Raw genomic sequence first — 26,066 nt, forward strand, 5'->3', positions numbered from 1 at the left:
TAAGTGATTGACTCTCTCTAAAAGAGAACAGCTATGATAAAATATAACATAAATAGTAGCAGGAGGAAGGAGGCAGATAGATGAGAGCAAAGATTCCATCTGAGGAAGTAGCAGTAAAGCTAAACGAATGGTACAAGCTCATTCGCGCATTTGAAGCAGATCAAGCAGAAGCGTTAAAGCAGGAGATCGAATACGATTTAGAAGACATGGAAGAAAATCAGGACTTGCTTTTATATTTTTCTTTGATGGAATTCCGGCATCGAATCATGCTGGATAAGCTGATGCCGGTGAAAGACAGCGACACCAAGCCTCCGTTCTCTGATATGCTGAACGAAATTGAAAGCAATCAGCAAAAACTCACAGGCTTATTGGAATACTACTTTTATTATTTCAGAGGGATGTACGAATTTAAACAGAAAAATTTCATATTAGCGATTGACCATTATAAACATGCCGAGGAAAAGCTTGAGTATGTCGAGGATGAGATCGAAAAAGCTGAGTTTCTTTTTAAGGTTGCAGAAGTGTATTATCACATCAAACAAACGTATTTTTCCATGAATTATGCGAGCCAGGCGCTTGATATCTATACGAAATATGAGCTGTACGGGCGCCGCCGCGTGCAGTGTGAATTTATCATTGCCGGAAATTTGACCGATGTTTATCATTATGAAAAAGCGCTGATACACTTGTGCAGTGCCTTAGATCATGCGAGGCAGCTTGAAGAATCGTATATGATCGCCGCTGCCCATTACAATGTCGGACACTGTAAGTACAGTCTGGGAGATTTCAATGAAGCGGAGGGCTATATCAAAACAGCCGCCGCCATTTTTGAGAGGCACAGCTTTCAGCAGGCCGTTCAAGCCGTTTTTTCACTGACCCATATCTACTGTAAACAGGGAAAATACGACAAAGCGGCAGAAGCATATGACCGCGGGATCAAGAGCGCTGCTGAATGGGCAGATGACATGTACTTGACGAAATTCCGCCTCATTCATGAGCTTTATCTTGGCAGCGGCGACTGGAAGGTGCTTGAAGAATGCTTCGACCTGCTGGAATCCCGCCAGCTTCTTGCCGATGCTGAAGAACTGCTGCATGATACAGCGGAACATTTCAATCAGCAAGAACATTACGAGTCCGCCGCTTTCTTTTACCGCAGGCTGATGAATATTAAAAAGAAGCTTGCTGAGCAGCGTTTTCGATAGAAAATGGCAGAGAACATACAGGTTCTCTGCTTTTTTATGCTGTTTTCAACCCGGAAAAATGGGGTATTTTCCACTGCATAATGGAAAATCAGAGGAGGATATCGTTTATGTATAAAGATTTAACCGGAAAAACAGCGATCGTGACAGGTTCTTCAAAAGGAATCGGGAAAGCCATTGCGGAACGGTTCGGGCAGGAGAAAATGAATGTTGTTGTGAATTATCACAGCGACCCGTCTGGAGCCGATGAAACGGTGGACATCATTAAGCATAACGGAGGGAAAGCCGTCGCAGTTGAGGCGGACGTGTCAAAAGAAGAAGGAATTCAGGCGCTCTTGGACACCGCTTTAGACCATTTCGGCACGCTCGATGTTCTGGTGAACAACTCGGGTTTTAACGGCGCGGAGGCTATGCCGCATGAGATGAGTCTTGAAGATTGGCAGAGAGTCATTGATGTCAACATCACCGGAACCTTTCTGGGAGCAAAAGCAGCCCTTAGCCACATGATGAAAAACAACATCAAAGGCAATGTGCTGAATATTTCGAGCGTTCACCAGCAGATCCCGCGCCCCGTCAATGTTCAGTATTCCACGTCGAAAGGCGGCATCAAGATGATGACAGAAACGCTGGCGCTCAATTATGCGGATAAAGGAATTCGCGTCAACGCAATAGCGCCCGGCACCATTGCCACAGAATCAAATGTGGATACGAAAAAAGAAGAGAGCAGACAAAAACAATTGAAAAAAATCCCAATGAATGCCTTCGGAAAGCCGGAAGAAGTGGCAGCAGCAGCGGCTTGGCTTGTTTCTGAGGAAGCGAGCTATGTAACCGGCACCACACTCTTCGTCGATGGCGGAATGACAATTTATCCGTCTCAGCTTGAATAGAACATAAAACAGGGGGATTGCGGGATGAAGACAGACTGGTGGAAGGATGCGGTGGTCTATCAAGTTTATCCGAGAAGCTTTCAGGACAGCAATGGAGATGGAATTGGAGATTTGCGGGGAATTATGTCCCGCCTTGATTACATAAAGGAGCTCGGAGCAGACGTGATTTGGATTTGCCCGATTTATCCTTCTCCGAATGTTGATTACGGCTATGATGTGACAGACCATAAGACGATTATGGATTCATACGGAACGATGGACGATTTTCACGAGCTGCTTGACCAGGTGCATCAGCGAGGATTAAAGCTAGTGATGGATTTTGTGTTAAATCACACCTCGGTCGAGCACCCGTGGTTTAAAGAAGCGGAGCTGGACAAAAACAGCAAATACCGCAGCTATTACATTTGGCGCCCCGGCACAAAGAACGGCCTACCGACGGACTGGGTGTCTGACTACGGATGCCCGGTCTGGCAATACGAGGAGCACACGGGAGAATATTATCTCCATATGAATGCCGTCAAACAAGCTGATTTAAATTGGGAACATCCTGAGGTGCGCCAAGCGGTATTTGACATGATGAGATTTTGGCTTGATAAAGGGGTGGACGGGTTACGGATTGATCAGCTCCATCTCATCTCTAAGAAAGAATATCTACCTTCGTATGAGGACTATATCAACCAGCGGGCAGAGCCGAAGTCTTTCCAGCCAAATGGCGAACGGATTCATGACTATTTAAAAGAAATGACAGATAAAGTATTTTCTCAATATGATGTCATGTCCGTCGGAGAGGCAGGAAGCGCCACACCGGAGGAAGGCCTGAAGTATACGGGAACAGATAAGCATGAACTGAACATGATTTTTCACTTTCAGCATATGGAGCTTGACCAGCAGCCGGGAAAAGAACATTGGGATGTAAAACCCCTTGAGCTTTCTGATTTAAAGTCTGTTTTGACAACATGGCAAAAGAAGCTTGAATATGAAGGGTGGAATACATTGTTTTGGTGCAACCATGATCAGCCCCGGATTGTGTCGCGATTCGGAGACGATGGGGAATACCGGAAAGAATCCGCGAAAATGCTGGCCGCCGTTCTTTATTTCATGAAGGGCACGCCGTATATTTATCAAGGAGAAGAAATCGGGATGACAAACGCGCCGTTTACCCGAATTGAGGACTACAAAGATATCCAAACGGTCAATATGTATCATAAACGGGTGTTTGAAAAAGGCTATGATCCAGAAGATGTGATGAGATCGATCTTAGCCAAAAGCCGGGATCACGCCCGGACGCCGATGCAGTGGAGCAGCGGCAAGAATGCCGGATTTACTGACGGCACGCCTTGGCTGAAGGTCAACCCGAACTTCTCGACTATCAATGTAGAGGAAGCACAGACAGACCCTGATTCGATCTTAACCTACTACAAAAAGCTGATCAGCCTGAGAAAGCAGTACGCTGACCTCATGAAAGGAAGCTATGATCTTTTGCTTCCGGATGATCCGCAGCTGTTTGTATACATGAGAGAAAATGGAAAACAGCAGCTTTTGTCGGTCAATAACTTTTCAAAAGAGCAGGCTGTTTTCCGTTGGCCTAAGTATTGCGGAAAGAATCAGGCATCCTTGCTTCTCAGCAATTATAAAAACAACGGTGATCTGGCTGACGAAATGGTGTTTCAGCCTTACGAGAGCAGAGTATATCTTCTGGACAAAACAATCAAATGACTCAGCCCGCCCGGCTTTTTAGCCGGGTTTTTTAAGTACATATATTCGCCCCATAGACGGGAAGAATAACATCAAAACGAAAATTACTCTTGCAAAACGTAATGACTTCGGTTTATTATGATATAGGATTACAAAATCGTTATCATTTTGATTTAAAGTTCATGTGAAAAAGAGGGGATATACGATATGTTTAAAAAATGGAGCGGCTTGTTTGTGATTGCAGCGTGCTTTTTATTAGTCGCAGCATGCGGCAATTCATCAACAAAAGGGTCGGCGGATTCTAAGAGTGATAAACTGCACATTGTCACAACGTTCTACCCGATGTATGAATTTACGAAACAAATTGTAAAAGATAAAGGAGATGTGGATTTGTTAATTCCATCTTCCGTTGAACCGCATGATTGGGAACCGACGCCAAAAGACATTGCCAACATTCAAGATGCTGATTTGTTCGTTTATAATAGTGAATACATGGAAACTTGGGTTCCGTCAGCTGAAAAAAGCATGGGTCAAGGCCATGCCGTTTTCGTCAACGCGAGCAAAGGCATTGATTTAATGGAAGGTTCGGAAGAAGAACACGAAGAGCATGAAGAACACGGAGAGCACGAGGAGCATGAGCACAGCCATAGCCATGCAATGGACCCTCACGTATGGCTCAGCCCTGTTCTGGCGCAGAAGGAAGTTGAAAATATTACGGCGCAGATCGTAAAGCAGGACCCGGATAACAAAGAATACTATGAGAAAAATAGTAAAGAATATATTGCAAAACTGCAGGATCTTGATAAACTATATCGTACAACCGTAAAAAAAGCGGTGAAGAAAGAATTCATCACACAGCATACAGCTTTTAGCTATTTGGCAAAAGAATACGGTCTGACGCAGGTTCCGATTGCAGGGCTTTCGCCTGACCAAGAACCGAGCGCAGCCGACTTAGCAAAACTGAAAACGTATGCCAAAGAACATAACGTAAAAGTCATTTACTTTGAAGAAATTGCATCCTCAAAGGTCGCAGAAACGCTGGCCAGTGAAATCGGCGCAAAGACTGAAGTGCTCAATACACTGGAGGGCTTAAGCAAAGAAGAACAAGATAAAGGTTTAGGGTATATCGACATTATGAAACAAAACCTCGATGCCCTTAAAGATTCACTATTGGATAAATCATAAGATAGTGTGCGCCGGAGGGTGCACACTATTTCTTTGTGAGAAAGGAAGATTGACATGAATCTCGTCTCATTGAAAGATATCGTTTTCGGCTATTCCCATACGCCTGTTTTGGATAAAGTATCACTTGATATTGAAAGCGGTGAGTTTGTCGGCATCACGGGCCCAAACGGCGCCGCTAAATCGACGCTTATGAAAGTCATGCTCGGCATGCTGAAACCGTGGGAAGGCACGGTGACGATCAGTAAAAGGAATACAGAAGGAAAACGCCTGACGATAGGCTACGTCCCGCAGCAAATTTCTTCATTTAATGCCGGTTTTCCAAGTACGGTGCTGGAGCTTGTGCAGTCAGGCCGATACACAAAAGGGAAATGGTTTAAACGTTTAAATGAAGAAGATCATATCGAAGTGGAAAAAGCGTTGAAAATGGTGGAAATGTGGGAGCTCCGCGAGCGGAAAATCGGCGACTTATCAGGCGGACAGAAGCAGAAAATCTGTATCGCAAGAATGCTTGCCAGCAATCCGGATCTCTTAATGCTGGACGAACCGACAACAGCCGTTGACTATGACAGCAGAAAAGGATTTTACGAATTTATGCACCATCTCGTGAAAAATCACAACCGCACAGTTGTGATGGTCACTCATGAACAAAATGAAGTGCAGCAATTTTTAGATAAAGTAATTCGATTAGAGAGAGGAGAAAAAGGCGGATGGAAATGTTTGACTTGGAATTCATGCGACGAGCTTTTCTAGCAGGCGGCATGATCGCCATCATGGCCCCGATTTTAGGGGTTTATCTCGTTCTCAGAAGACAGGCCTTAATGGCTGACACACTATCACATATTTCATTGTCAGGTGTGGCCATCGGCTTTTTTCTCAGCACCAATATTACCGCGGCGAGCATCGTCGTCGTGACCGTCGGCGCAATCGGGATTGAATACATGCGGCGGGCATACCGGACATATTCAGAAGTGTCCATTGCCATCTTAATGGCGGCTGGTTTGTCCTTCGCGATGTTTTTAATCAGCCTTTCAAAAGGCACAGCCAATATGAGCATTGACCAATACCTATTTGGATCGCTCGTGACCGTAAACCAGCAGCAGGTCTATATTATCGGCATCATTACACTGCTGATCCTGCTTTACTTTATCGTACTGAGAAGACCGCTCTACCTGCTGACGTTTGATGAAGCAACAGCAAAAACGTCCGGAATCAATACAAACGTCCTGTCGATGTCATTCAGTATCGTCACAGGGCTGGCGATCTCAGTCATTATTCCGATCATCGGGGTTCTTCTTGTATCAGCCCTGCTCGTATTGCCGGCAGCATTCGCCATTAGAATTGCAAAAGGCTTTAACATGGTATTTATCGCAGCTATACTCATTTCGTTATTCAGCGTTTTTATGGGACTGACATCATCTTATCAGCTCGGAACGCCGCCAGGGCCGTCTATTACCCTGCTTTTGATCGTTCTGCTTTTGATTGGATTCGCGGTTCAGGGAGTTTGGACGTTTATCAAAAAAGAAGCCCTGCGTAAAAAAGGGCGCCGGTAACACGAAAAGCAGTTTTTCCATCGGAAAAACTGCTTTTTTTATAGAAACAACCCGGCAAGACGCTCATATGATTCCTTTTTCGCCTCAAAATCAAACACATTGCAAAGAACCATGATTTCATTTGTTTCATAACGGTCTGTGAGCTCTAAAAGCTGCTGTTTGACAGTGTTTGGAGAACCGATCACCATTCGCTTTCTGTTTTCTTCTATGAGCTTTTTATCGGACTCTGTGTAGGGATACGCTTTTGCTTCCCCGCTGCTCGGCACGCGGCTGTCCAAGCCTTTTCCGACGCGAAGAAGCCATAAATCCTGGCTTAACGCGAGCTCTTCTGCCTCCTCATCTGTTTTTGCGCAAATGACAAAAATCGTAAACAATGCGGCCGGAGACGAGAAATGAGCTGACGGCCGAAAGTTTTCCCGGTAAACACGAAATGCATTTTCTCCTCGCTCGGGGTTAATGAAATGCCCAAATACATATCCAATCCCCTGATGCGCCGCGCGTCTTGCGCTGTTTTCACCGAGACCGAGCACCCATAGCTCCGGTGCAGTGTCAATAAGCGGCGCCGCTTTGATTCCGGCATACGGATGCCCGGCAGGAAGCGAATTCGTGAGAAAATAAGAGACATCCTGCAGTTGTCTGTTGAAATCGGTTAAGCTTTTTTTCACCCCGTCCGTTAGCGCAAGGCGGGTTTTTGTCGTGCCGCCGGGGGAACGCCCGACACCGAGGTCAATCCGGTTGGGATACAGGGCCTCAAGCTGGCGAAAGGTTTCGGCCACTTTAAACGGGCTGTACTGGGGCAGCAGCACGCCGCCTGACCCGACACGGATCGTGTTTGTCTGTGCCGCGATGCGGGCGATCATAATTTCCGGCGCCGTGCTTGCCAGTCCTTTCGTGCTGTGATGTTCGGCAAACCAATAACGCTTATAGCCCCACTGTTCGCTTAATTGGGCAAGCTCAACCGAATGCTGAAGAGTTGTCACAGGGCTTTCTCCTTTAGAAACAGGTGCCTGGTCTAGTATGCTGAAATGAATCAAAAGGCCGCTTCCTTTCTGTCTGTTTTTAGAATGTGACACAAGAATAGGCAAAATGACTCGCTCACGTCAAATGGTTTGTTTTAGAATCACAATTCATATGATTTGCAAAAATCACATCAAATATGGAAGTTTTTTTCGAGGATTTTCGTCAATTATTCTTAACTTTTATGAAACTTTGCTATAATAACAAACGTATCTATTAATAATTTACGGCATACTCATCTTCCCTTTGTACGTAAAAATAAATGTGACTATATTCACATCTTGATGATTAGGAGTGAATCGTGTGGCGATTTCTTTAGAAAAAGGACAGCGTATTGATTTAACAAAAGGAAAAGCGGGCTTATCAAAATTGATGGTCGGTCTCGGCTGGGACCCGGTTTCATCAGGCGGAGGCGGTTTTTTCGGAAAGCTGCTCGGCGGGGGCGGACCCAATGTCGACTGTGACGCTTCAGTATTGATGCTCGAAAACGGCAAATTCACCGATAAGAAAAATATCATCTATTTCGGCAACCTGAAAAGCCGCTGCGGCGGTGTCAAACATACAGGCGATAACCTGACAGGCGACGGTGCGGGTGATGACGAACAAATTATGATAGATTTGGAAAAAGTGCCTGCAAATATCGACAGGCTTGTATTTGTTGTTAATATTTATGATTGTGTCAGAAGAAAACAAGATTTCGGCATGATTCAAAATGCGTTTATCCGTGTGGTCGATCAATCTAAAAATGAAGAAATGCTCAAATACAATTTAAAAGACAATTATGCCGGGAGAACAAGCTTAATTACGGCTGAAATCTACCGCCAGGACGGCGAGTGGAAATTCGCGGCGATCGGTGAAGGCACAAACGATACGAGATTAGAAGATATTATCAGCCGATACGTATAAAAGAAAAAAGGAGTGGATGAAACATGGCAATTTCATTGGCAAAAGGACAAAAAGTAGATTTAACAAAAACAAATCCAGGTCTTTCAAAGGTTGTTGTCGGTTTAGGCTGGGATACGAATAAGTATGACGGCGGACATGACTTTGACCTTGACTCAAGTGTATTTCTTTTAGATGCGTCTGGAAAATGCGCATCTCAAAATGATTTTATTTTCTACAACCAGCTTGAAGGCGGCAATGGTTCAGTCGTTCATTCAGGCGATAACCTGACAGGTCTTGGTGAAGGCGATGATGAGAATGTAAAAGTGAATCTCAGCGCCGTACCTGCCAATATCGACAAAATCTCATTTGTCATCACGATTCACGAAGCGGAAGCGCGCAGCCAAAACTTTGGACAAGTGTCAAACGCGTTCGTTCGCATCGTCAATGAAGAAACAAATGAAGAGCTCATCCGTTACGATCTGGCGGAAGATTTCTCTATTGAAACAGCAATTATCGCTGGAGAGCTTTACCGGCATAACGGAGAGTGGAAATTCTCCGCTATCGGCTCAGGCTACCAAGGCGGTCTTGCCCGTATCGCAACAGACTTCGGCTTGCAAGTTGGTTAGGACAGATTACGAAGAGCAGAAAGGAGAGAGGCAGTATGGCTATTCAATTAGCAAAAGGACAGCGTGTTGATTTAACGAAAACAAATCCGGGACTCACAAAAGCGGTGATCGGTTTAGGCTGGGATACAAATAAGTACTCAGGCGGAGACGATTTTGACCTGGATGCTTCAGCTTTTTTAGTTGATGCGCATGACAACTGCGTGAATGATCTCGATTTCGTCTTCTATAATAACCTTGAGCATCCGAGCGGCGGTGTCATCCATACGGGTGACAACCGCACGGGTGAAGGTGACGGAGATGATGAGCAGCTCATCGTTGATTTTTCAAAAATCCCTGCTCACATTGAGAAAATAGGTATCACAGTGACCATTCACGACGCTGAAGCACGCAGCCAAAACTTCGGACAAGTTTCCAATGCGTTTGTACGCGTTGTGGACGAAGAGACGCAGAATGAACTTCTTCGCTTCGACTTGGGAGAAGATTTCTCTATTGAGACAGCCGTTGTCGTTTGTGAGCTTTACAGACACGGCGAGGAGTGGAAATTCAATGCGATCGGCAGCGGTTTTTCCGGCGGGCTGGCTGCATTGTGCCGGAACTACGGTTTGCAAGTGTAAGCGAGTGACAAATAGAGAAGTCACCGTTTTCAATTAATAGGAGGAAAAAATTTGGACTTTTTACATCATATCATGTCTACGTATGCTTCATTTTTCGATTGGAAAATGTGGGGGGAAGTGTTGTCTGATCCTGTTTCCTGGGGTCTGATTGGTTCTCTTGTTGTTTTGGAAGGCCTTTTATCGGCCGATAACGCGCTTGTTCTTGCGGTGATGGTCAAACACCTGCCGGAAAAACAGCGGAAAAAAGCGTTAACGTATGGTTTATTTGGAGCTTATATTTTCAGGTTTATTTTTATCGGGCTCGGTATGCTCCTCATCAAGTTTTGGTGGATCAAGGTGCTTGGCGCGCTTTATCTGGCTTGGCTCGTCATTAAGCACTTCTGGATCGGCGAAAAAGATGAGGAAACGGACGGCATGAAGAAAAACTCTTGGATGGTCCGCACGTTCGGTATTTTCTGGGCGACTGTTATTTCAGTTGAATTGATGGACCTTGCCTTCTCTGTGGACAGCATTCTGGCCGCATTTGCGGTATCTGAAAAAGTATGGGTGCTTCTGGTCGGCGGTATGCTCGGTATATTAATGATGCGTACAGTGGCAAAAGTATTCCTTGTACTGATTGATAAAATTCCTGAGCTGGAAAACACAGCATTCGTGTTAATCGGAATTATCGCGCTGAAAATGGCCGGGAGTGCCTTCCATTACGAAATGCCGCACTCTGTATTCTTCATTATCATTATCGCTGCTTTTGCGATTACATTTATCATTCACTATATCAACAAACAAAAGCAAGTGCGCGAACAGACAGCCGCGTCAAAAGAAGAATAAAACAAAACAAGGAGGGAGGTTTATGTCCTTCCTTTTTTGTTACAGAAAAGAGGTGACGTGTGTGCGGTATTTCCACTATTTATCAACACATCAAGAAGAAAATGTATTTTATCAAGCGCCGAAACAGGTCACGAAAGAGGCGCCTAAGAAGCTGCTTGAGCACGCACTGGGGGCCGTATTATATATGCCGGCAACCCGCCCGGACATAGCGGCGATGATAACGGAACACAAATATGAGGATTTATCATCTATTGTTTTCTGTCTGGAGGATGCGATTGGAGATCATGAGGTCAAGCGGGCTGAACATAATGTGAGCCGCCAATTAGAGTTGATTGAGCAGGCGATCCAGCACCGCAAGATAAAGCCGGACCATCTCCCGTTTATGTTTGTGCGTGTACGGTCTCCGAAACAGCTGCTGCAATTAGCCGATACCCTGAAACCTGCACTCCATTTGTTAACAGGATTTGTCTTCCCAAAATTCTCAGCGGAAAACGCCCGTGACTATGTTGAAGCACTTGAAGGCATATCCGGTGACATGACGGTGCCGCTTTACGGCATGCCGATATTGGAAACACCCGATTTGTTAATGAAAGAGACAAGGGCTGCTGCTTTGTCTGAAATGAGTATGATTTTGCATCAGCATCAGGACTTGATCTTAAATGTGCGGATCGGTGCGACTGATTTATGCGGATTATACGGCATCAGAAGAAAGTCGGAGCAAACGATATATGATATCCGTATGATTGCGGACTTTATGTCAGATATCATCAATTACTTCGGCCGGGAGTTCGTTATTTCAGGCCCTGTATGGGAGTATTTTCAGGCATCGCAAAAGCCCCATCTGCTATCGGCGCACCCGCCAGTTGAGCTGAATGAGTATGTAAAAGGTTTGGTGAAGGAAACCGAACTTGACATCGCCAACGGCATTCACGGAAAAACGGTCATTCATCCGACCCATCTCAAAATTGTAAACAGCCTGTATGTTGTAACAAAGGAAGACTATATGGATGCGTTAAGCATTATTCATCACGGAAACGGTTCAATCGGCGTGATGAAAAGCCATTTTTCTAACAAAATGAATGAAATCAAGCCTCATATGAAATGGGCTGAAAAAATCTTATTAAAATCAGAAATTTATGGGGTGTATCATGAAAACCGATCTTTCACCGATTTGCTCAACGAACAGCAAAACCCTTCAAATATTGGACAATATGGCGGTTGATCTGTCGGTCACAGACAACCCGCTTTTCATACCTGAACAAGCATTATTCGAGATGGCGGCAAGAGTGAATAAAAAAAGGGGCTTTTTATTTGTCAGCAAAGTGCTGGGCAAACATATCCCGGTTCACCCGCTGAAGCCGCTTTTAGCGTCCGGGCTGCTTGCCTTGGAATACGCTGAGCGGAAAACCGGACAGGAGCTAAAGGAAAAAAACGAGATCTTGAACGGACTTCTTTCAGAAACGGAAAGCGAGCTTCAAGCTGCTTATCAAACGCTTCAACAGCACCCTGTTACACTGGACGAAGCGCCGCTTGTAATCGGGTTTGCGGAAACGGCGACGGCGCTTGGACACGCGGTTTATGATTGCATTGAACAAGCGTCGTTTGTCCATACAACACGTGAACAGATCCGAAACACAGAGCCTTCGATCATATTTGTGGAAGAGCATTCCCATGCCACTGATCAGCTGTGTTACGCAGAACCAGATATGATGAACAACAGCTGTCCGATTCTTCTTGTAGATGATGAAATCACCACAGGGAAAACCGCATTACATATGATTCGGGATATCCAATCCAAATTTCCGCGCAAAGAATACGCTGTCCTGTCTTTATTGGATTGGCGGACGGAGGAGCATAAGAAGGCATACGCAGAGGCTGAACGGGAATTAGGCGTCACAATTTCAACCGTTGCTTTATTATCAGGGCGGATTTCCTTTAAGGGTGTGCCGTTGTCCGAGTCCTCCTGCAACTACAGCCCGAAGCCGCAAGGAACAGCGATAAACAGAACGGACATTGATATATCGGATTTCTTCACATCCGTTCCTTATCAGCCGGAAACATCCGCAAACGTTCATTCTTACGTGAAAGAAACAGGGCGATTCGGCGTAAAGCCGTCTGAGCGAAAGGCTGTTCACGAAGCTTGCCGCCAAGCAGCGCTTTACATCGAACAATATCGGAAGGGCAAAAGAACACTCGTGCTTGGAACGGGAGAGCTGATGTATCTGCCAATGAAAATCGCCTCAAAGCTTGGCGGTTCGGTTTCCTATCACTCTACCACGCGCAGTCCGATTCACCCGGTTGCAAAACAAGGTTATGCCGTGCAAAACGGTTATTCATTTATGAATCCGGAAGATGAGGCGGTTCGCCATTTTGTCTATAACCTTCCTGCCGGAGCGTATGACGAAGTCTTTTTCTGTCTGGAAAAGAACGTTTCGGATGAGGCGTTACAGCCGATTTTTGATATTTTCAAAGAAAAAGAAGTGCCTCATATCCACATTGTAACTCTCTCAGGAAAGGCGTGATCTGATTTGAAAGACGTTATTGACCGTATTGGGAGCTATCCAGAAGAAGATGTGACCTTTCTATTAAAAGACTTGTCCGCTGTATCCATTGAAAAAAGTACGGAAGAACGGGAGAAGTCAATTCAAAGCGGCATCCATTATTCAGAAATGCTGCCGATCGAATACAAGCCGACAGATGAATACATGAAACTGTTTTATGCCTCGCTGGAAGACAGCAAACAGAAGGTCGCATTAGCGGCGGGAGTTGTTGCGGAGCAGATTTATGAAAAAAGCGGGAAAGATGCGGTTTTGTGCAGTTTGGCAAGAGCAGGCACGCCGATCGGTGTCTTGATCAAACGTTATATCAAAATGAAGTATCATGTCTCGCTGCCGCACTATAGCATCTCTATCATTCGGGACAGGGGAATTGATGAGATTGCCTTGCATTATATGTTGAAGCATCATCCGGAAGGCAAGGTTGCGTTTATCGACGGATGGACAGGCAAAGGCGCCATCACGAAAGAACTGATCCGCTCTGTAGAACGCTTTAATCAACGCTTTGGAACAAGGCTGTCTTCTGAAATCGCGGTGCTTGCCGATCCGGGGCATTGCGCGGATATTTATGGTACGAAGGAAGACTTTCTGATTCCGAGCGCTTGCTTGAATTCTACTGTATCAGGACTTGTCAGCCGCACAGTTTTAAATGAAAAGTGGATCGGGCCGTCTGACTTTCATGGGGCGAAATATTACAAAGAGCTCAGCGAAGAGGATGTATCCAATCTCTATATTGAAACGATAGCGGAGCAATTTCCGTCTATTTATAAAGAAGCAGAACGCCTGGCACTTAGGCTGCAAAACGATCGTGTGAAACCAGATTGGAACGGTCTAGCTTCCATTGAGACCATCCAAAAGCAATTCGGCATCAGCAACACAAATCTGATTAAGCCGGGTGTTGGGGAAACGACCCGCGTGCTTTTGCGAAGAGTGCCTTGGAAAATACTCATTCAGCCGGGTGCTGAAGAAGCATTGAAGCATATTTTATTGCTTGCGAAGGATCGAGGCGTGCCTGTGGAAGAATACAAGAATATGTCATATCGCTGCTGCGGGCTGATTCGTCCGGCGGAGAAAAGCCTATGAACGCATTCGCCAGTGATTTAGACAGAACATTAATTTACTCGAGGCGCATGATCAGCAATCCTGATAAGGAAGCGGGGGTTGAGCTGATAGAAACACTGAACGGCCGTGACATCTCTTACATTTCGGGAGTGACAAAAGAACATTTAAGGCAAATTCAAAAGGATCACTATTTTATTCCTGTCACCACACGCACAAATGAGCAGTACAAGAGAATTGTTTGTTTTCAGCAGGACATTGTGCCCGAATATGCTGTGACTACGAATGGCGGCTGTATTTTAAAGGACGGCCAGCCTCTGAAAGAGTGGGACGAGCTCATAAAAGAGCAGCTTGCATCGTGTCTGCCGATTGAGGCTATGCTGAGAGAAATCGCAAGTCTGCCTGTAGCGCAAGCGGTTGAAAGAACCCGAACGGCACATCATTATTTTGTCTATCTTATCTTGAACGAAGAGAAAATAGCCGGCCTCGATCCCGCTGCTGTGAAGGAGTGGGGGGCTGAAAAAGGATGGCAGGTATCCCTGCAGGGGCGAAAGCTTTACTTTATTCCGAAGCCGCTTAATAAATGGAGGGCGGTCGAATATCTGAAATCGAGGCTTTCGCTTGATGAAATCTATACAGCGGGAGATTCGCTGCTGGATCTTGAACTGATTCAGGAAGCTGATTTCGGCATCGCGCCCGCTCATGGCGAGGTGCTGCGCCACTGTCCGGAATTACGCAAAACGAAAGCAAGCGGCATGATGGCAGGTGAAGAAATCACAGCGTCTGTTTTATCCCGAATAACCCGATTAAAACAAGTATAATGCATACAAACAGACCAGAAAGGAGGATATGATGAGACAAGAAGAGTTAATCATTCATAAAACAGTTCCCGCCGACGGTGATTGGAAAAGCATGTTGTTTCAGACGCTGCCTGAGCGGGACCGCTATGAGAAGGAACACGGGCTGTCTTTTTCGAGGCTCGCCGGACAAATACTGGGTACGCCCATAGATGAAACGGACTATTATAACGACTTGTATGAGCTGTCGATTAAGGATCATATTTATATCTTAAGCGAGACGCTTGATAAAACGATCGCGCCGGAAACGTTTCAGGCGCTTCAGCATATTCATTCCATCAACCAGAAAGAAAAAGGGCTGTCGGTCAGCCGTTTTGTCGCCTTTCTGGACGGGGAGCAGCTGATTGCGAAGCATGCAAACCCCCTCATGCACCGCCACTTGAGAAAAGCATTGATGACGCTTTTACATACCTTTGCAGACCATCATGAGCAGGGGCTGAATCATCCTGATTTTCGCAGAGTATTGCTTGATGTCTCGAAGTTTTCTTTGAATCACCTGAATCCTTGGCTGGAAAAAACCGATATAGAACGGGAGATGCCAAAAGTTGTTTGGTACGGAGACGCAACGAAGAGCCAGCTCTATTTCTTATATTATCTGATGTTAGCCGGCTGCGATGTCCTATTGTTCCATCCGGCGGGAACCGATCAGCTGGCGCTTGTCGATCCGAAGCAGGGGCTCAGTTTTACGGAAAAGCTCCCTGATGTTTCGGAGCTTCAGCCGTTTCCGAAAGAAAAACCGGACCGGAAATCAACCGTAGCCTACCGCTCAACAAAGGAAATTGAACATGTGCTGAATCATGAGGAATCCATGCTGTACAAGCCATGGCAGTTCAGGGATCATACACCGATGTCTGTTACGCTGAAAACGACCTATGATGAACTGTTTTTAATCGCAAAAGAGCGGGCCTTCATTCGGCCGAATTTCAAAGCCGATAAACATTCCATTGAGATTCCGAATGTATTCGCCAAAATCATGGGCGTGTCGAAAGACCATAAAGAATATTGGAACAGGCTTCATACATTAGAGGATTACCAGGAAACAGAAATGATCAGAAGCTTTCCGTTTACAGAAGAAATCAAATCGAACTATCAATTTCATTACAGCCACGCGCTAGACCATGAAGGGAACATTGATCCGGACAAGCTGATGGCAAGCAATGTGTGGCAGTACAAGCAGCTTCCGGCGGGCGTTCAGGCTGCCATTGCCAAAACGATTTCGAGAATGTGCAGGCACCCGCGTCTTAAAGCTTTGCATCAGGAACAAGTCAAGGATGTTCAAATTTACTTGTTTAAACAAACAACGAACCTGTCTGCTAAGCTGCTGAAATTGATTCAGATGTTCGACTATGCGCAAACTGTTCCGAAACTCGTTTTATATCATACGGAAATGAGCGGCGGACTCACGCGTTCAGATGCTGCCGCCCTGCTGTTCCTGAATGAAATCGGAATCGATATCATCATGTATAACCCTCCCGGCCATCAAGACATTGAGCAGTTTATTGAAGAGGATCAGTATGATATCCACTGGCTGGACGACATGGTGTTTCAGCAGGACTATAAGGAGCCTTCACTTGTAAAAAGGCTGTTCAGAACGATTACCCAAAAGTAAGGAGAGAAGAAAAGCATGACAACAGAAAATCAAAACCCGCTTATTCTTGATAAAAACGAAGAAATTTCCCAGCAAAAAGCTGACGATATCCGCCTGCAGCTCCGCCAGGAACCAGAGGTGAAACGGCTAGTACAACAAATTGACGTTAAAAACCAAATGGAGCTGCTTGAGTACGGAAAGGAGCCGGCCGTTGAAATCTCTAAGTTCTCTGACCGCATCTTGGGGATGATGAAAACGACAAGCGTGACAGACTCAGGCACGATGCTGACCCAGCTTGGAAAAATCATGGACCGTTTTGACAAAAACGATTTTGACGAGCCAAAGGGACTGATGGCTAAGATTTTCAAACGCGGCGGCAGCATGATTGAGAAAATCTTTAAAAAGTACCAGACGCTCGGCGGAGAAATTGAAAAAATCAACGTTGAGATTTCTAAATATAAAGATGAGATGACCAAAACAAACTATACGCTCGATGAAATGTATGAAAACAATATTAATTACTATATGGAGCTTGAAAAATACGTTGTTGCCGGACAAATGAAGCTGGAAGAGATGCAGTCCACTCTCCCTTCATATGAAGAAAAAGCAGCAAGCGGAAATCAGCTAGCGCAAATGCAGCTTGATACGCTGCGCAACGGCATTCAGGCGCTTGAGGAGCGGGTATACGACCTTGATATGGCGCGAATGGTGGCACTTCAAACCGCACCGCAAATCCGCCTTCTTCAGCGCGGTAATGCGAAGCTGATCGGAAAAATCAACTCCGCTTTCATCATCACCATTCCGATTTTCAAAAACGGCATTATTCAGGCTGTCACAGTAAAACGGCAAAAGCTTGTGGCTGACTCCATGAGCGAGCTTGATCGCCGGACAAACGAGATGCTGAAACGAAATGCGGAAAACATCTCGAGCCAGAGTGTTGAAATTGCCAGAATGGCCGGCAGACCGAGCATAGATATTGAAACGATTGAATCGTCTTGGAACACGATCGTCAGCGGTATGCAGGAAACAAAACAAATTGAAGAAGAAAACAAACGTCTCCGCGAAGATGGTGCAAGACGAATTGCCGAGCTTCAGGATAATATTAAAAAAGCAGCATTGCAGCAATAAAAAGCCCCCCGCTTGTGAAATATAAGCGGGGGTTCTACATTTACACCATTTAGTTAATGACATTGTGTAAAGACAGTTGTAAACTTAAACGGTAATCATTTTGCATATCAGAGGTGTTGACAATGGGAAAACAACAGCCTATATCCCAGCGTAAGCTGCTGGGTGTCGCCGGTTTAGGGTGGCTGTTTGATGCAATGGATGTCGGAATATTATCGTTTATTATCGCCGCGCTCCACGTGGAGTGGAATCTTGCGCCTGAAGAAATGAAATGGATCGGAAGCGTGAATTCCATCGGCATGGCTGTGGGTGCGTTTTTATTTGGGCTGCTGGCTGATCGAATCGGCCGAAAAAAGGTGTTTATCATTACCCTTTTGTGCTTTTCCATCGGAAGCGGCATTTCAGCTTTTGTGACAAGCTTATCTGCATTCCTTATTCTGCGTTTTGTTATTGGGATGGGGCTTGGCGGCGAGCTGCCAGTCGCTTCAACTCTTGTTTCTGAAGCGGTTGCGCCTGAAAAGCGGGGCAGAGTGATTGTGCTTTTGGAAAGCTTTTGGGCAGTAGGCTGGCTCGTAGCAGCACTGATTTCTTACTTTGTGATACCGAGCTTCGGCTGGCAGGCCGCCCTGCTGTTGACGTCGCTGACTGCTTTTTATGCTCTGTACTTGCGGACGAGTCTGCCTGATTCGCCGAAATATGAGTCGCTTTCTGCTAAAAAGACATCGGTATGGGAGAATGTAAAAAGCGTTTGGGCAAGACAGTACATACGGTCGACCGTGATGCTGTCGATCGTTTGGTTCTGCGTGGTGTTTTCTTATTACGGCATGTTCCTATGGCTGCCTAGTGTCATGCTGCTCAAAGGCTTTAGCATGATTGAAAGCTTTGAATACGTCCTGCTGATGACGCTTGCTCAGCTTCCGGGCTATTTTTCTGCTGCGTGGCTGATCGAAAAAGCGGGACGGAAGTGGATACTCGTCTTTTACCTGATTGGTACAGCAGGAAGCGCCTATTTCTTCGGAACTGCGGATTCATTAGGCCTTCTGCTTACAGCTGGAATGCTGTTATCGTTTTTCAATCTTGGTGCGTGGGGCGTGCTGTATGCCTATACACCGGAGCAATACCCGACAGCAATTCGCGCCACAGGTTCAGGGACGACAGCGGCGTTTGGAAGAATCGGCGGTATCTTCGGGCCGCTACTCGTCGGAACGCTCGCAGCCCGTCATATTTCATTTTCAGTGATTTTTTCAATCTTTTGCATTGCGATCTTACTCGCGGTTGCTTGTATTTTGATTATGGGGAAAGAAACGAAACAAACTGAGCTTGAATAGGAAAAGCACCTCGCGATTGAGGTGCTTTTTTACATTTGAACCCGGGCTGCGGATCATCGTGTTTGTCTGGCAGAGCGCCATGGCAGTATAAACAGAATCGTGTAAAGTACCGAAACGGTGTGTGTTGATATAGAAAACCTGCAAGACATGTGCCGACAGTGGTTCCTCGCCGCAAAATGGATTGAAAGACACCATCACTTCTTATCACGCCTATAAATTTTATAATGTTGAAAATATGAAACAGATATGTATTGAGAAACCTCTATTTCGTCCACGAATCTTTTCGGGGTGCGTCTACCCCGCTTCTCACATGAGTAAGATGCGGTGATTTTGACAATGTTGCATTTTGACCTGCATGTCGGTAGGTGAGTTCTTTTCCGCTGTAATCAAGCGTACGAATAATAGCAAGTCCTGATTTATCAGACAGCATTTTAAAAATTTGGCAGTTGTTTGATCATTTGGTTGTTTCTAGTCGTGAAACTGCAAATAAGTCAACTTATTTTTCCAGATCGAGAGCAATAAGTCCTGAAATATAAAGAACAAAAGATTTTTTGTAAGCGCTTAATAGTAGAAAAAGCCTGAATTTTATCTGCAATATGCACTAATTAAGAAGGATTAAAGAGTATTTAGGAGTATTCACAAGGTTAAGGAGCTATAATAAAGAATATAGAGAAATGATACAGAATAAAAGCGTATATGCTGTTTGTATGGAATGTTACATAAGTGTTACGGTAATAAAGATTGCTTCATATGGAGGGAAAATATGAGTGTAGATGAGAAATCAATTAAGATAAAAGTCGAGAAAGTATCTAAAATTTTTGGGAAACAAACAAAGAAAGCAGCTCAAATGCTTGCCAACGGAAAGACAAAAAAAGAGATCCTGAAAGCGACTGGATCAACCGTTGGGGTAAATCAAGCAGATTTTGATGTGTATGATGGTGAGATATTTGTCATCATGGGTCTATCAGGGAGCGGTAAATCAACATTAGTACGGCTGCTAAACCGTTTGATTGAACCGACTGCCGGAAACATTTACATTGATGGTGACATGATAACAAATATGTCTAAAGACCAGCTCCGGGAAGTCCGCCGGAAAAAAATCAGTATGGTCTTCCAAAAGTTCGCTCTGTTCCCGCACAGAACGATACTTGAAAACACGGAATACGGGCTGGAGCTTCAAGGTATAGACAAACAAGAACGTCAGCAAAAAGCGCTTGAGTCCCTTAAGCTTGTCGGACTTGAAGGATTTGAACAGCAATATCCTGACCAGCTTTCCGGCGGAATGCAGCAGCGTGTCGGCCTTGCCCGCGCGTTGACGAATGATCCGGACATCCTTCTGATGGACGAAGCGTTTAGTGCGCTCGATCCATTGATTCGTAAAGATATGCAGGATGAGCTTCTTGATCTTCACGAAAATGTCGGGAAAACAATTATCTTTATTACGCACGACTTGGACGAAGCGTTGCGGATCGGTGACAGAATTGTTCTAATGAAGGACGGTAACATTGTTCAAATCGGCACGCCTGAAGAAATCCTGATGAATCCATCTAACGAATATGTTGAGAAATTCGTCGAGGATGTTGATTTATCTAAAGTCCTCACAGCAGGCCATATTATGAAACGCGCTGAAACGGTGCGGATTGATAAAGGGCCTCGCGTAGCTTTGACACTGATGAAAAACCTTGGAATTTCTTCGATTTACGCAGTGGATAAACAAAAGAAATTGTTAGGTGTTATCTATGCGTCTGATGCGAAAAAAGCGGCTGAGTCTGATTTGTCACTTCAAGATATCTTGAATACAGAATTTACGACTGTACCAGAAGATACGTATCTGACAGAGATTTTTGATGCTGTTTCTGACGCAAATATTCCAATTGCGGTTGTAGATGAGAAGCAAAGAATGAAAGGGATTGTCGTAAAAGGCGCACTGATTGGCGCGCTTGCCGGCAATAACGAGTATATCAATGCTGAAAGCACTGACGAACAAACACAAGATCCTTCTGTACAGGAGGTGAAGTAAGATGGATAGACTGCCTAGAATACCTTTAGCAGATATCATTGACCGTTTTGTTGACTGGATTACGATGACGTTTGGCGGATTCTTCGACGGAATCTCAAACGGACTTGCCGCTTTTGTAAATGGAATTGTCAGCGGACTTGGATTTATACCATCTATTTTGTTAACGATTATTTTCGCCGCACTTGCGTGGTGGATCAGCACAAGGGGAATTGCGTTATTTACGTTGATTGGTTTCCTCTTGATCGATTATTTAGGATATTGGGACCCAATGCTTCAAACATTGGCGCTTGTTCTGACATCGGTCATTATTTCGATTGTGGTCGGGGTACCGATCGGAGTTTGGGCGTCCCAGAAAGAAACGGTTCGCCGTATTGTAACACCTATTCTTGATTTAATGCAGACAATGCCTGCTTTCGTATATCTATTGCCGGCGATTTTCTTCTTCAACATCGGTGTTGTGCCGGGGGTTGTAGCATCTGTTATCTTCGCGATGCCGCCGACAATCCGCATGACTGTTCTCGGTATTAAGCAAGTGCCGGCAGATCTGATTGAAGCAACTGAGGCGTTCGGTTCTACGACAGCTCAGCGTTTGTTTAAAGTTCAGCTTCCGCTTGCGACAAAAACCATTCTGGCCGGAATCAACCAAAGCATCATGCTTGCGTTATCAATGGTTGTTATCGCCGCAATGGTCGGTGCACCGGGACTTGGTTCTGAAGTATACAGTGCCGTTACACAGCTGAAAACCGGGGTCGGCGTAGAGGCCGGTATCGCCATCGTTATCGTTGCCATTACGCTGGACCGCATTACTCAAAACATTAAAGTGAAGAAGAAAAGCAGGGGGAATGCCTGATGCTTAAAAAAATCATCGGTATCGGCGTTTCCGCTATGCTGGCGCTCTCACTTGCGGCTTGCGGTTCAGAAAGCGATGAAAATGCAACCGCGGCTCAACAGGTGAATAAGACCATCATCGGGATTGATCCCGGTTCAGGGATTATGGCCCTGACCGACAAAGCGATGAAGGATTATGAGCTGAACGACTGGACATTGATTTCGGCGTCAAGCGCCGCGATGACCGCAACACTTAAAAAGTCATACGACCGTAAGAAACCGATTATCATTACAGGGTGGACACCGCACTGGATGTTCTCCAGATATAAGCTGAAATATCTCGATGATCCGAAACAATCATATGGCAGCGCAGAGGAAATCCATACGATCACACGCAAAGGCTTCAGCAAAGAACAGCCGAATGCCGCTAAGCTTCTGAGCCAGTTTAAATGGACGCAAGACGACATGGGTGAAGTCATGATCAAGGTGGAAGAAGGCGAGAAACCTGCCAAAGCCGCTGCTGAGTATGTGAAGAACCACAAAGATCAAATTGGGGAGTGGACAAAAGGCGTTCAGAAGGTGAAGGGAGACAAAATCAACCTTGCCTATGTGGCGTGGGACAGTGAGATTGCCAGTACAAACGTGATTGGCAAAGTCTTTGAAGACTTGGGCTATGACGTAACGTTTACTCAGGTAGAGGCTGGCCCGATGTGGACCGCGATTGCCACGGGAAGCGCGGATGCATCCCTTTCCGCATGGCTGCCGAATACCCATAAAGCATACGCTGCCAAATATAAGGGCAAATATGACGATATTGGCACCAGTATGACTGGCGTGAAGATGGGACTTGTTGTGCCTCAATATATGAAAAACGTTAACTCAATTGAAGATTTGAAGAAGTAAAGATAATGAAGGCTGCCGAGTAATTCTCGACAGCCTTCATTTTTTCCTTCAAGAAAAGCGAAGCCAACAAAGAAAACCTTAAGTGAGAATGTAAAAAGGTTATGATGACTTAGTCACTTATCACTTTTTCCTAATCCAAATGGTCTTTAGGTTTTTCTTTATGATTTCTAGCTTTCACTTCCGTAAATATATTATTTGCAGGTTTTTCAAATTCATTGGAGGGCTTAGAGTGATGTGATTCAATCAGTGATTTTAGCATTTGAATATCCTCTTTCGTCGCGGATTGTTTTTCGGATTTTAACATATAACCTAACTGGCCGTTCGATTCTATTGTAGCCCATTGTAAATCAGCCAAGTGCTGAATATTTTGTTGTCTTAACCTTACTTCAAGCATATCAACTGTTAAGCGCAGTTTTTTTAAATTTTTTTCATTCACTTCGCCGTTTTCGACTACTGTAAGTGATTTTCCATAAATAAACGTCTCAAGGGTATCCGATTTCAAAACGATATATTCAATGAAAAGAAGTGTGAGTACCATTAAAAACGTAATCACCATTGTAATCCAAATGTTCCTGTTGCCAACAGGTTGAATAATTAATGATCCAACAGCTATCATCATGACAGTCTGAGCTACCGTAAGCTGAGAAACGGATTTTCTCCCAGCTAACCGCAAAATAAGAACTCCTCCTGCGACGACCACTATAGATTTCCATATGAAGTTGAAATCCAAAAAAACATCCCCTCTTTTCAACCAATCAATAAATTCCTGCGCTGTTTTTATTGTGGATTAAATTTTGAATTCTATTCTTCAGCGATAATCACCAAACGGAATCTAAATGCAGCAGACTGCTTTTTTAATTTCATTATGCCTAAGGCTTTTTTTTCTTTTCGACATTTTCAATGGTTTCTCCGTGAGCGATTTGATATAACCTGCTTTTAGGTTCATATATTTTTTGAGAAGGCCATAGTCCATGATGTCCTGAAAATAAATAACTAACGATACAAGCGACAAAAAAGTACTCTAACCCCTTTCCGTCAAACATCTCCATTGCCAATAGGAAGGCTGCTATAGGAGTATTGGCACCGCCGCAAAAAACAGCGATCAATCCTAATGCAGCGAGAAATGACATGGGTAAATCCATGAATGTGTGTAAGGTGTTCCCTAATGTTGCCCCCATAAAAAATAAAGGTATGGCCTCTCCGCCAACAAAGCCGGTTCCAAGCGTAACTGCTGTAAAAACCAGTTTGGCGAGGAAGGCAAAAGGAGGAACATCTTCTTTAAAGGATTGCTGCAGCATCTCTAATCCCCGGCCATTGTAATCTTGTGAACCTGCTATTAGCGTTAATGCCACAATGACTATTCCGCCAACAAAGGCCCTCTTCATATGATTTTTTTTGAAAAGCTTCTCCGAAAATGTTTGTATACCGTGTCTCATTTGACAGTATAAAACACTTAATAGACTGAACATAACAGCTGCGAGAATCACTTTTATAAACGTCATAACAGATATTTGAGGCACAATTTGTATAATGAATTTTTCGTGTTTATGTCCCAAAGCTGCTGTTGTCATAAAGTGACCGACAAAGCTGGCCGCCAGACAAGGAACAAGTGCTTCGAATTTCAGCTTTCCTAAAGCAGCCATTTCCATCCCAAAAACAGCACCTGTTATGGGGGCTCCAAAGGCGGCGCCAAACCCGGCGCTTATGCCGCTCATGATGAACAATTTACTGTCGAATATGTTTAAACGAAAAAACCTGTTTACTGCTGCAGCGATACTTCCTCCCATTTGAACAGCCGCACCTTCTCTTCCTGTAGAACCGCCAAAAAAGACTGTTATGAAGGTTCCCAAGTAGACGATAGGTCCCATTCTCCGCGGAACGCTTTTTTTTCCATGAACCGCGTCTATCACTAGATTATTTAATTCAGCAGTATCATTTAAGGTATTATTCAAAAATACCTTTCCGTAGCTCATATAGACGTATCCTAAGACCAACCCGCCTAAAGGGAGAAGGAAAATTAACCAATCCCTTTTTTCTCGTATTTCTCCTAGATAATCGTTTGTCTCTAAAAGAAAAGTTGTTGTCGAGCCAACAATGATACCAATAATGCTTCCAAAAATAATCCATCGAACAAGAACTGAAAAAAAGTTTTTATATCTTAGTATGATTTCATTCATCCATTACCCTCATTTCACACTTGTAGCCGCATTACTTATGTAAGATTCTGATACGCTTGTTTGATTTGCTTTTGGAAATTGGTGGAGAAACGAATTTACAACCATCTAAGCTAACCGTTTGAACCTATTGTTGCCCATTGTTCAAAAATTGATGATCGAAATTTTAATGAAAAAGGAAAAGCTTCTACATGATCAGCTCTTACATAGGCGGTGGCGAATGGTGAAAACCTGGCTGAAGGCCGCAGCCAAGTCCGGGTGCAGATATCTTGTATGGCTGTGCATGCCGCAAGCGGAATTTCGTAAGTGAAGCGGCTTCGGTATATGCTCCTGCTTGCTCTGATTCGGTCTTAATCGGTCTTTGTGTTGAGTTGTAACTAGGGAGCGTTTTTCTATAATGCTGCCCGCCGGCTTGTACGACGGGCTTTTGAGTTATTCATTGCAGAAGCACAGGCTGTTATTGTAAGATGTAAGCCAAAGCCATTCGTAAAAGTGCGGGAGGAAGGTCATGAATAATCTGCGTAATAGACTTTCAGGCGTGAATGGGGAAAATAAGAGAGTAAAAGAAAAAGAACAAAAAATCTGGACGGAGATTGGGATGATAGCGGGAGCGTTTGCACTCCTTGATGTGATCATCCGCGGCATTATGTTTGAATTTCCGTTTAAAGAATGGGCTGCAAGCCTTGTGTTTTTGTTTGTTATGATCTTATATTACTGCATCAGGGCAGCGGCATCTGGAATGCTCCTGCCGAGAATAAACACCGAAGAAGAATTGAAAAAACGGGTGAAGCAGCAGCGATTAGATTCAATTGCGGTTGCTTTTGCGGTAGTGATGCTCACGATGTACGACAGGGGGATTCCCCATACATTCTTCGCTTGGCTGAAAATGATCCTTCTTTTTATCGTCTGCGGCGGGGCACTGTTTCTGCTTCGGTATGTTATTGTGAAGTGGTCTTACAGAAGAGCGGTAAAAGAAGAAATAGAGAAGAAATCATCTTAGGTGAGATGGTTTCTTAACCTTAAGAAACAAACCCAAAAACCCTTTAATATCAAGGGTTTTGGGTCACTTTATCTATTTTTGTGAATTTACATTTACTCCTTTTTACTCCACTTACTAAAAGTTACCGAAAAAAAAGAAAATCCTCC

General features: G+C 44.6%; 24 protein-coding genes and 1 pseudogene. 21 read left to right on the forward strand and 4 right to left on the reverse strand.

Annotated elements, in window-relative coordinates:
* The first annotated feature begins 80 nt into the window (after positions 1-80).
* From rapJ to znuB, 6 genes are all read left to right on the forward strand, one after another.
* Positions 81-1,202: a response regulator aspartate phosphatase gene (rapJ, locus tag JMN17_RS17830; protein WP_202328679.1), complete on the forward strand. Its 1,122-nt coding sequence runs from the start codon at positions 81-83 to the stop codon at positions 1,200-1,202.
* A 107-nt stretch (positions 1,203-1,309) separates the two neighbouring features.
* Positions 1,310-2,086 carry an SDR family oxidoreductase gene (locus JMN17_RS17835; RefSeq protein ID WP_087993110.1) on the forward strand — a complete coding sequence of 259 codons (777 nt, stop codon included), beginning with the start codon at positions 1,310-1,312 and terminating at the stop codon, positions 2,084-2,086.
* 24 nt (positions 2,087-2,110) lie between these two features.
* On the forward strand, positions 2,111-3,802 hold the full coding sequence (locus tag JMN17_RS17840) for a glycoside hydrolase family 13 protein (protein ID WP_202328680.1): 1,692 nt from the start codon (positions 2,111-2,113) through the stop codon (positions 3,800-3,802).
* 186 nt (positions 3,803-3,988) lie between these two features.
* On the forward strand, positions 3,989-4,966 hold the full coding sequence (locus tag JMN17_RS17845) for a metal ABC transporter substrate-binding protein (protein ID WP_202328682.1): 978 nt from the start codon (positions 3,989-3,991) through the stop codon (positions 4,964-4,966).
* Between the two features lie 54 nt (positions 4,967-5,020).
* Positions 5,021-5,716, forward strand: coding sequence for a zinc ABC transporter ATP-binding protein ZnuC (gene znuC / locus JMN17_RS17850; protein ID WP_087993113.1), 696 nt, complete (start codon positions 5,021-5,023; stop codon positions 5,714-5,716).
* Positions 5,674-6,516, forward strand: coding sequence for a zinc ABC transporter permease ZnuB (gene znuB, locus JMN17_RS17855; RefSeq protein WP_087993114.1), 843 nt, complete (start codon positions 5,674-5,676; stop codon positions 6,514-6,516). The genes znuC and znuB overlap by 43 nt, the downstream gene beginning before the upstream one ends.
* A 38-nt stretch (positions 6,517-6,554) precedes the next feature.
* Here the strand turns inward: znuB and JMN17_RS17860 are convergent, their stop codons facing one another.
* Positions 6,555-7,550 (reverse strand): LLM class flavin-dependent oxidoreductase, encoded by a 996-nt coding sequence (locus JMN17_RS17860; protein ID WP_087993115.1) that lies wholly within the window; start codon positions 7,548-7,550, stop codon positions 6,555-6,557.
* 286 nt (positions 7,551-7,836) lie between these two features.
* Between JMN17_RS17860 and JMN17_RS17865 the strand changes: the two genes are divergently transcribed.
* The 11 genes from JMN17_RS17865 (at position 7,837) to niaP (ending at position 18,995) form a co-directional block, all read left to right on the forward strand.
* On the forward strand, positions 7,837-8,439 hold the full coding sequence (locus JMN17_RS17865; RefSeq protein WP_202328684.1) for a TerD family protein: 603 nt from the start codon (positions 7,837-7,839) through the stop codon (positions 8,437-8,439).
* Positions 8,440-8,462: 23 nt separating this feature from the next.
* Positions 8,463-9,044 (forward strand): TerD family protein, encoded by a 582-nt coding sequence (locus tag JMN17_RS17870; RefSeq protein ID WP_087993117.1) that lies wholly within the window; start codon positions 8,463-8,465, stop codon positions 9,042-9,044.
* 35 nt (positions 9,045-9,079) lie between these two features.
* Entirely contained in the window at positions 9,080-9,658 is a 579-nt protein-coding gene (locus JMN17_RS17875) for a TerD family protein (RefSeq protein WP_202328692.1), read from the forward strand.
* A 51-nt stretch (positions 9,659-9,709) separates the two neighbouring features.
* Positions 9,710-10,483, forward strand: a complete 774-nt coding sequence (locus tag JMN17_RS17880; protein WP_087993119.1) for a TerC family protein — start codon at positions 9,710-9,712, stop codon at positions 10,481-10,483.
* Between the two features lie 61 nt (positions 10,484-10,544).
* Positions 10,545-11,705, forward strand: a complete 1,161-nt coding sequence (locus JMN17_RS17885) for an HpcH/HpaI aldolase/citrate lyase family protein (RefSeq protein WP_087993180.1) — start codon at positions 10,545-10,547, stop codon at positions 11,703-11,705.
* A complete protein-coding gene (locus JMN17_RS17890; RefSeq protein ID WP_202328884.1) occupies positions 11,695-13,005 on the forward strand; it encodes a phosphoribosyltransferase family protein in 1,311 nt (436 codons plus the stop codon). Before JMN17_RS17885 ends, JMN17_RS17890 begins: the two co-directional genes overlap by 11 nt.
* Positions 13,006-13,011: 6 nt before the next feature.
* Complete coding sequence (locus JMN17_RS17895; RefSeq protein ID WP_202328694.1) at positions 13,012-14,121, forward strand: cysteine protease StiP family protein; 1,110 nt, start codon at positions 13,012-13,014, stop codon at positions 14,119-14,121.
* Entirely contained in the window at positions 14,118-14,918 is an 801-nt protein-coding gene (locus tag JMN17_RS17900) for an HAD family hydrolase (protein ID WP_202328696.1), read from the forward strand. Before JMN17_RS17895 ends, JMN17_RS17900 begins: the two co-directional genes overlap by 4 nt.
* A 31-nt stretch (positions 14,919-14,949) precedes the next feature.
* Complete coding sequence (locus JMN17_RS17905) at positions 14,950-16,563, forward strand: YceG family protein (RefSeq protein WP_202328698.1); 1,614 nt, start codon at positions 14,950-14,952, stop codon at positions 16,561-16,563.
* A gap of 15 nt (positions 16,564-16,578) precedes the next feature.
* Positions 16,579-17,670 carry a toxic anion resistance protein gene (locus tag JMN17_RS17910; RefSeq protein WP_087993123.1) on the forward strand — a complete coding sequence of 364 codons (1,092 nt, stop codon included), beginning with the start codon at positions 16,579-16,581 and terminating at the stop codon, positions 17,668-17,670.
* Between the two features lie 122 nt (positions 17,671-17,792).
* Positions 17,793-18,995, forward strand: a complete 1,203-nt coding sequence (niaP, locus tag JMN17_RS17915; RefSeq protein WP_202328707.1) for a niacin permease NiaP — start codon at positions 17,793-17,795, stop codon at positions 18,993-18,995.
* Positions 18,996-19,257: 262 nt separating this feature from the next.
* On the opposite strand, the pseudogene JMN17_RS22185 reads toward niaP, so the two are convergent.
* Positions 19,258-19,425: pseudogene (locus JMN17_RS22185) on the reverse strand (hypothetical protein).
* Positions 19,426-19,758: 333 nt separating this feature from the next.
* Here JMN17_RS22185 and opuAA point away from each other — a divergent pair.
* Genes opuAA through opuAC form a run of 3 tightly spaced genes read left to right on the forward strand, consistent with a single transcriptional unit; the run spans position 19,759 to position 22,746 of the window.
* Entirely contained in the window at positions 19,759-21,015 is a 1,257-nt protein-coding gene (gene opuAA / locus JMN17_RS17920) for a glycine/proline betaine ABC transporter ATP-binding protein OpuAA (protein ID WP_202328709.1), read from the forward strand.
* A gap of 1 nt (position 21,016) precedes the next feature.
* Positions 21,017-21,865, forward strand: a complete 849-nt coding sequence (gene opuAB / locus JMN17_RS17925; RefSeq protein ID WP_010331371.1) for a glycine/proline betaine ABC transporter permease subunit OpuAB — start codon at positions 21,017-21,019, stop codon at positions 21,863-21,865.
* Positions 21,865-22,746: a glycine betaine ABC transporter substrate-binding protein gene (opuAC, locus tag JMN17_RS17930; protein WP_202328719.1), complete on the forward strand. Its 882-nt coding sequence runs from the start codon at positions 21,865-21,867 to the stop codon at positions 22,744-22,746. Before opuAB ends, opuAC begins: the two co-directional genes overlap by 1 nt.
* 130 nt (positions 22,747-22,876) lie before the next feature.
* Here opuAC and JMN17_RS17935 read toward each other — a convergent pair whose 3' ends face one another.
* Together JMN17_RS17935 and JMN17_RS17940 are read right to left on the reverse strand one after the other, a co-directional pair.
* Positions 22,877-23,476, reverse strand: a complete 600-nt coding sequence (locus JMN17_RS17935; protein WP_176365303.1) for a DUF421 domain-containing protein — start codon at positions 23,474-23,476, stop codon at positions 22,877-22,879.
* 139 nt (positions 23,477-23,615) lie between these two features.
* The gene (locus JMN17_RS17940; RefSeq protein WP_202328726.1) at positions 23,616-24,923 is read right to left on the reverse strand and encodes a chloride channel protein; all 1,308 of its coding nucleotides are present in this window, start codon (positions 24,921-24,923) and stop codon (positions 23,616-23,618) included.
* Positions 24,924-25,428: 505 nt separating this feature from the next.
* Here JMN17_RS17940 and JMN17_RS17945 point away from each other — a divergent pair.
* Positions 25,429-25,920, forward strand: coding sequence for a DUF6773 family protein (locus JMN17_RS17945; protein ID WP_202328728.1), 492 nt, complete (start codon positions 25,429-25,431; stop codon positions 25,918-25,920).
* Positions 25,921-26,066: the final 146 nt, after the last annotated feature.

Source organism: Bacillus sp. RHFS10, from assembly GCF_016757475.1.
GTDB classification, from domain to species: domain Bacteria; phylum Bacillota; class Bacilli; order Bacillales; family Bacillaceae; genus Bacillus; species Bacillus subtilis_G.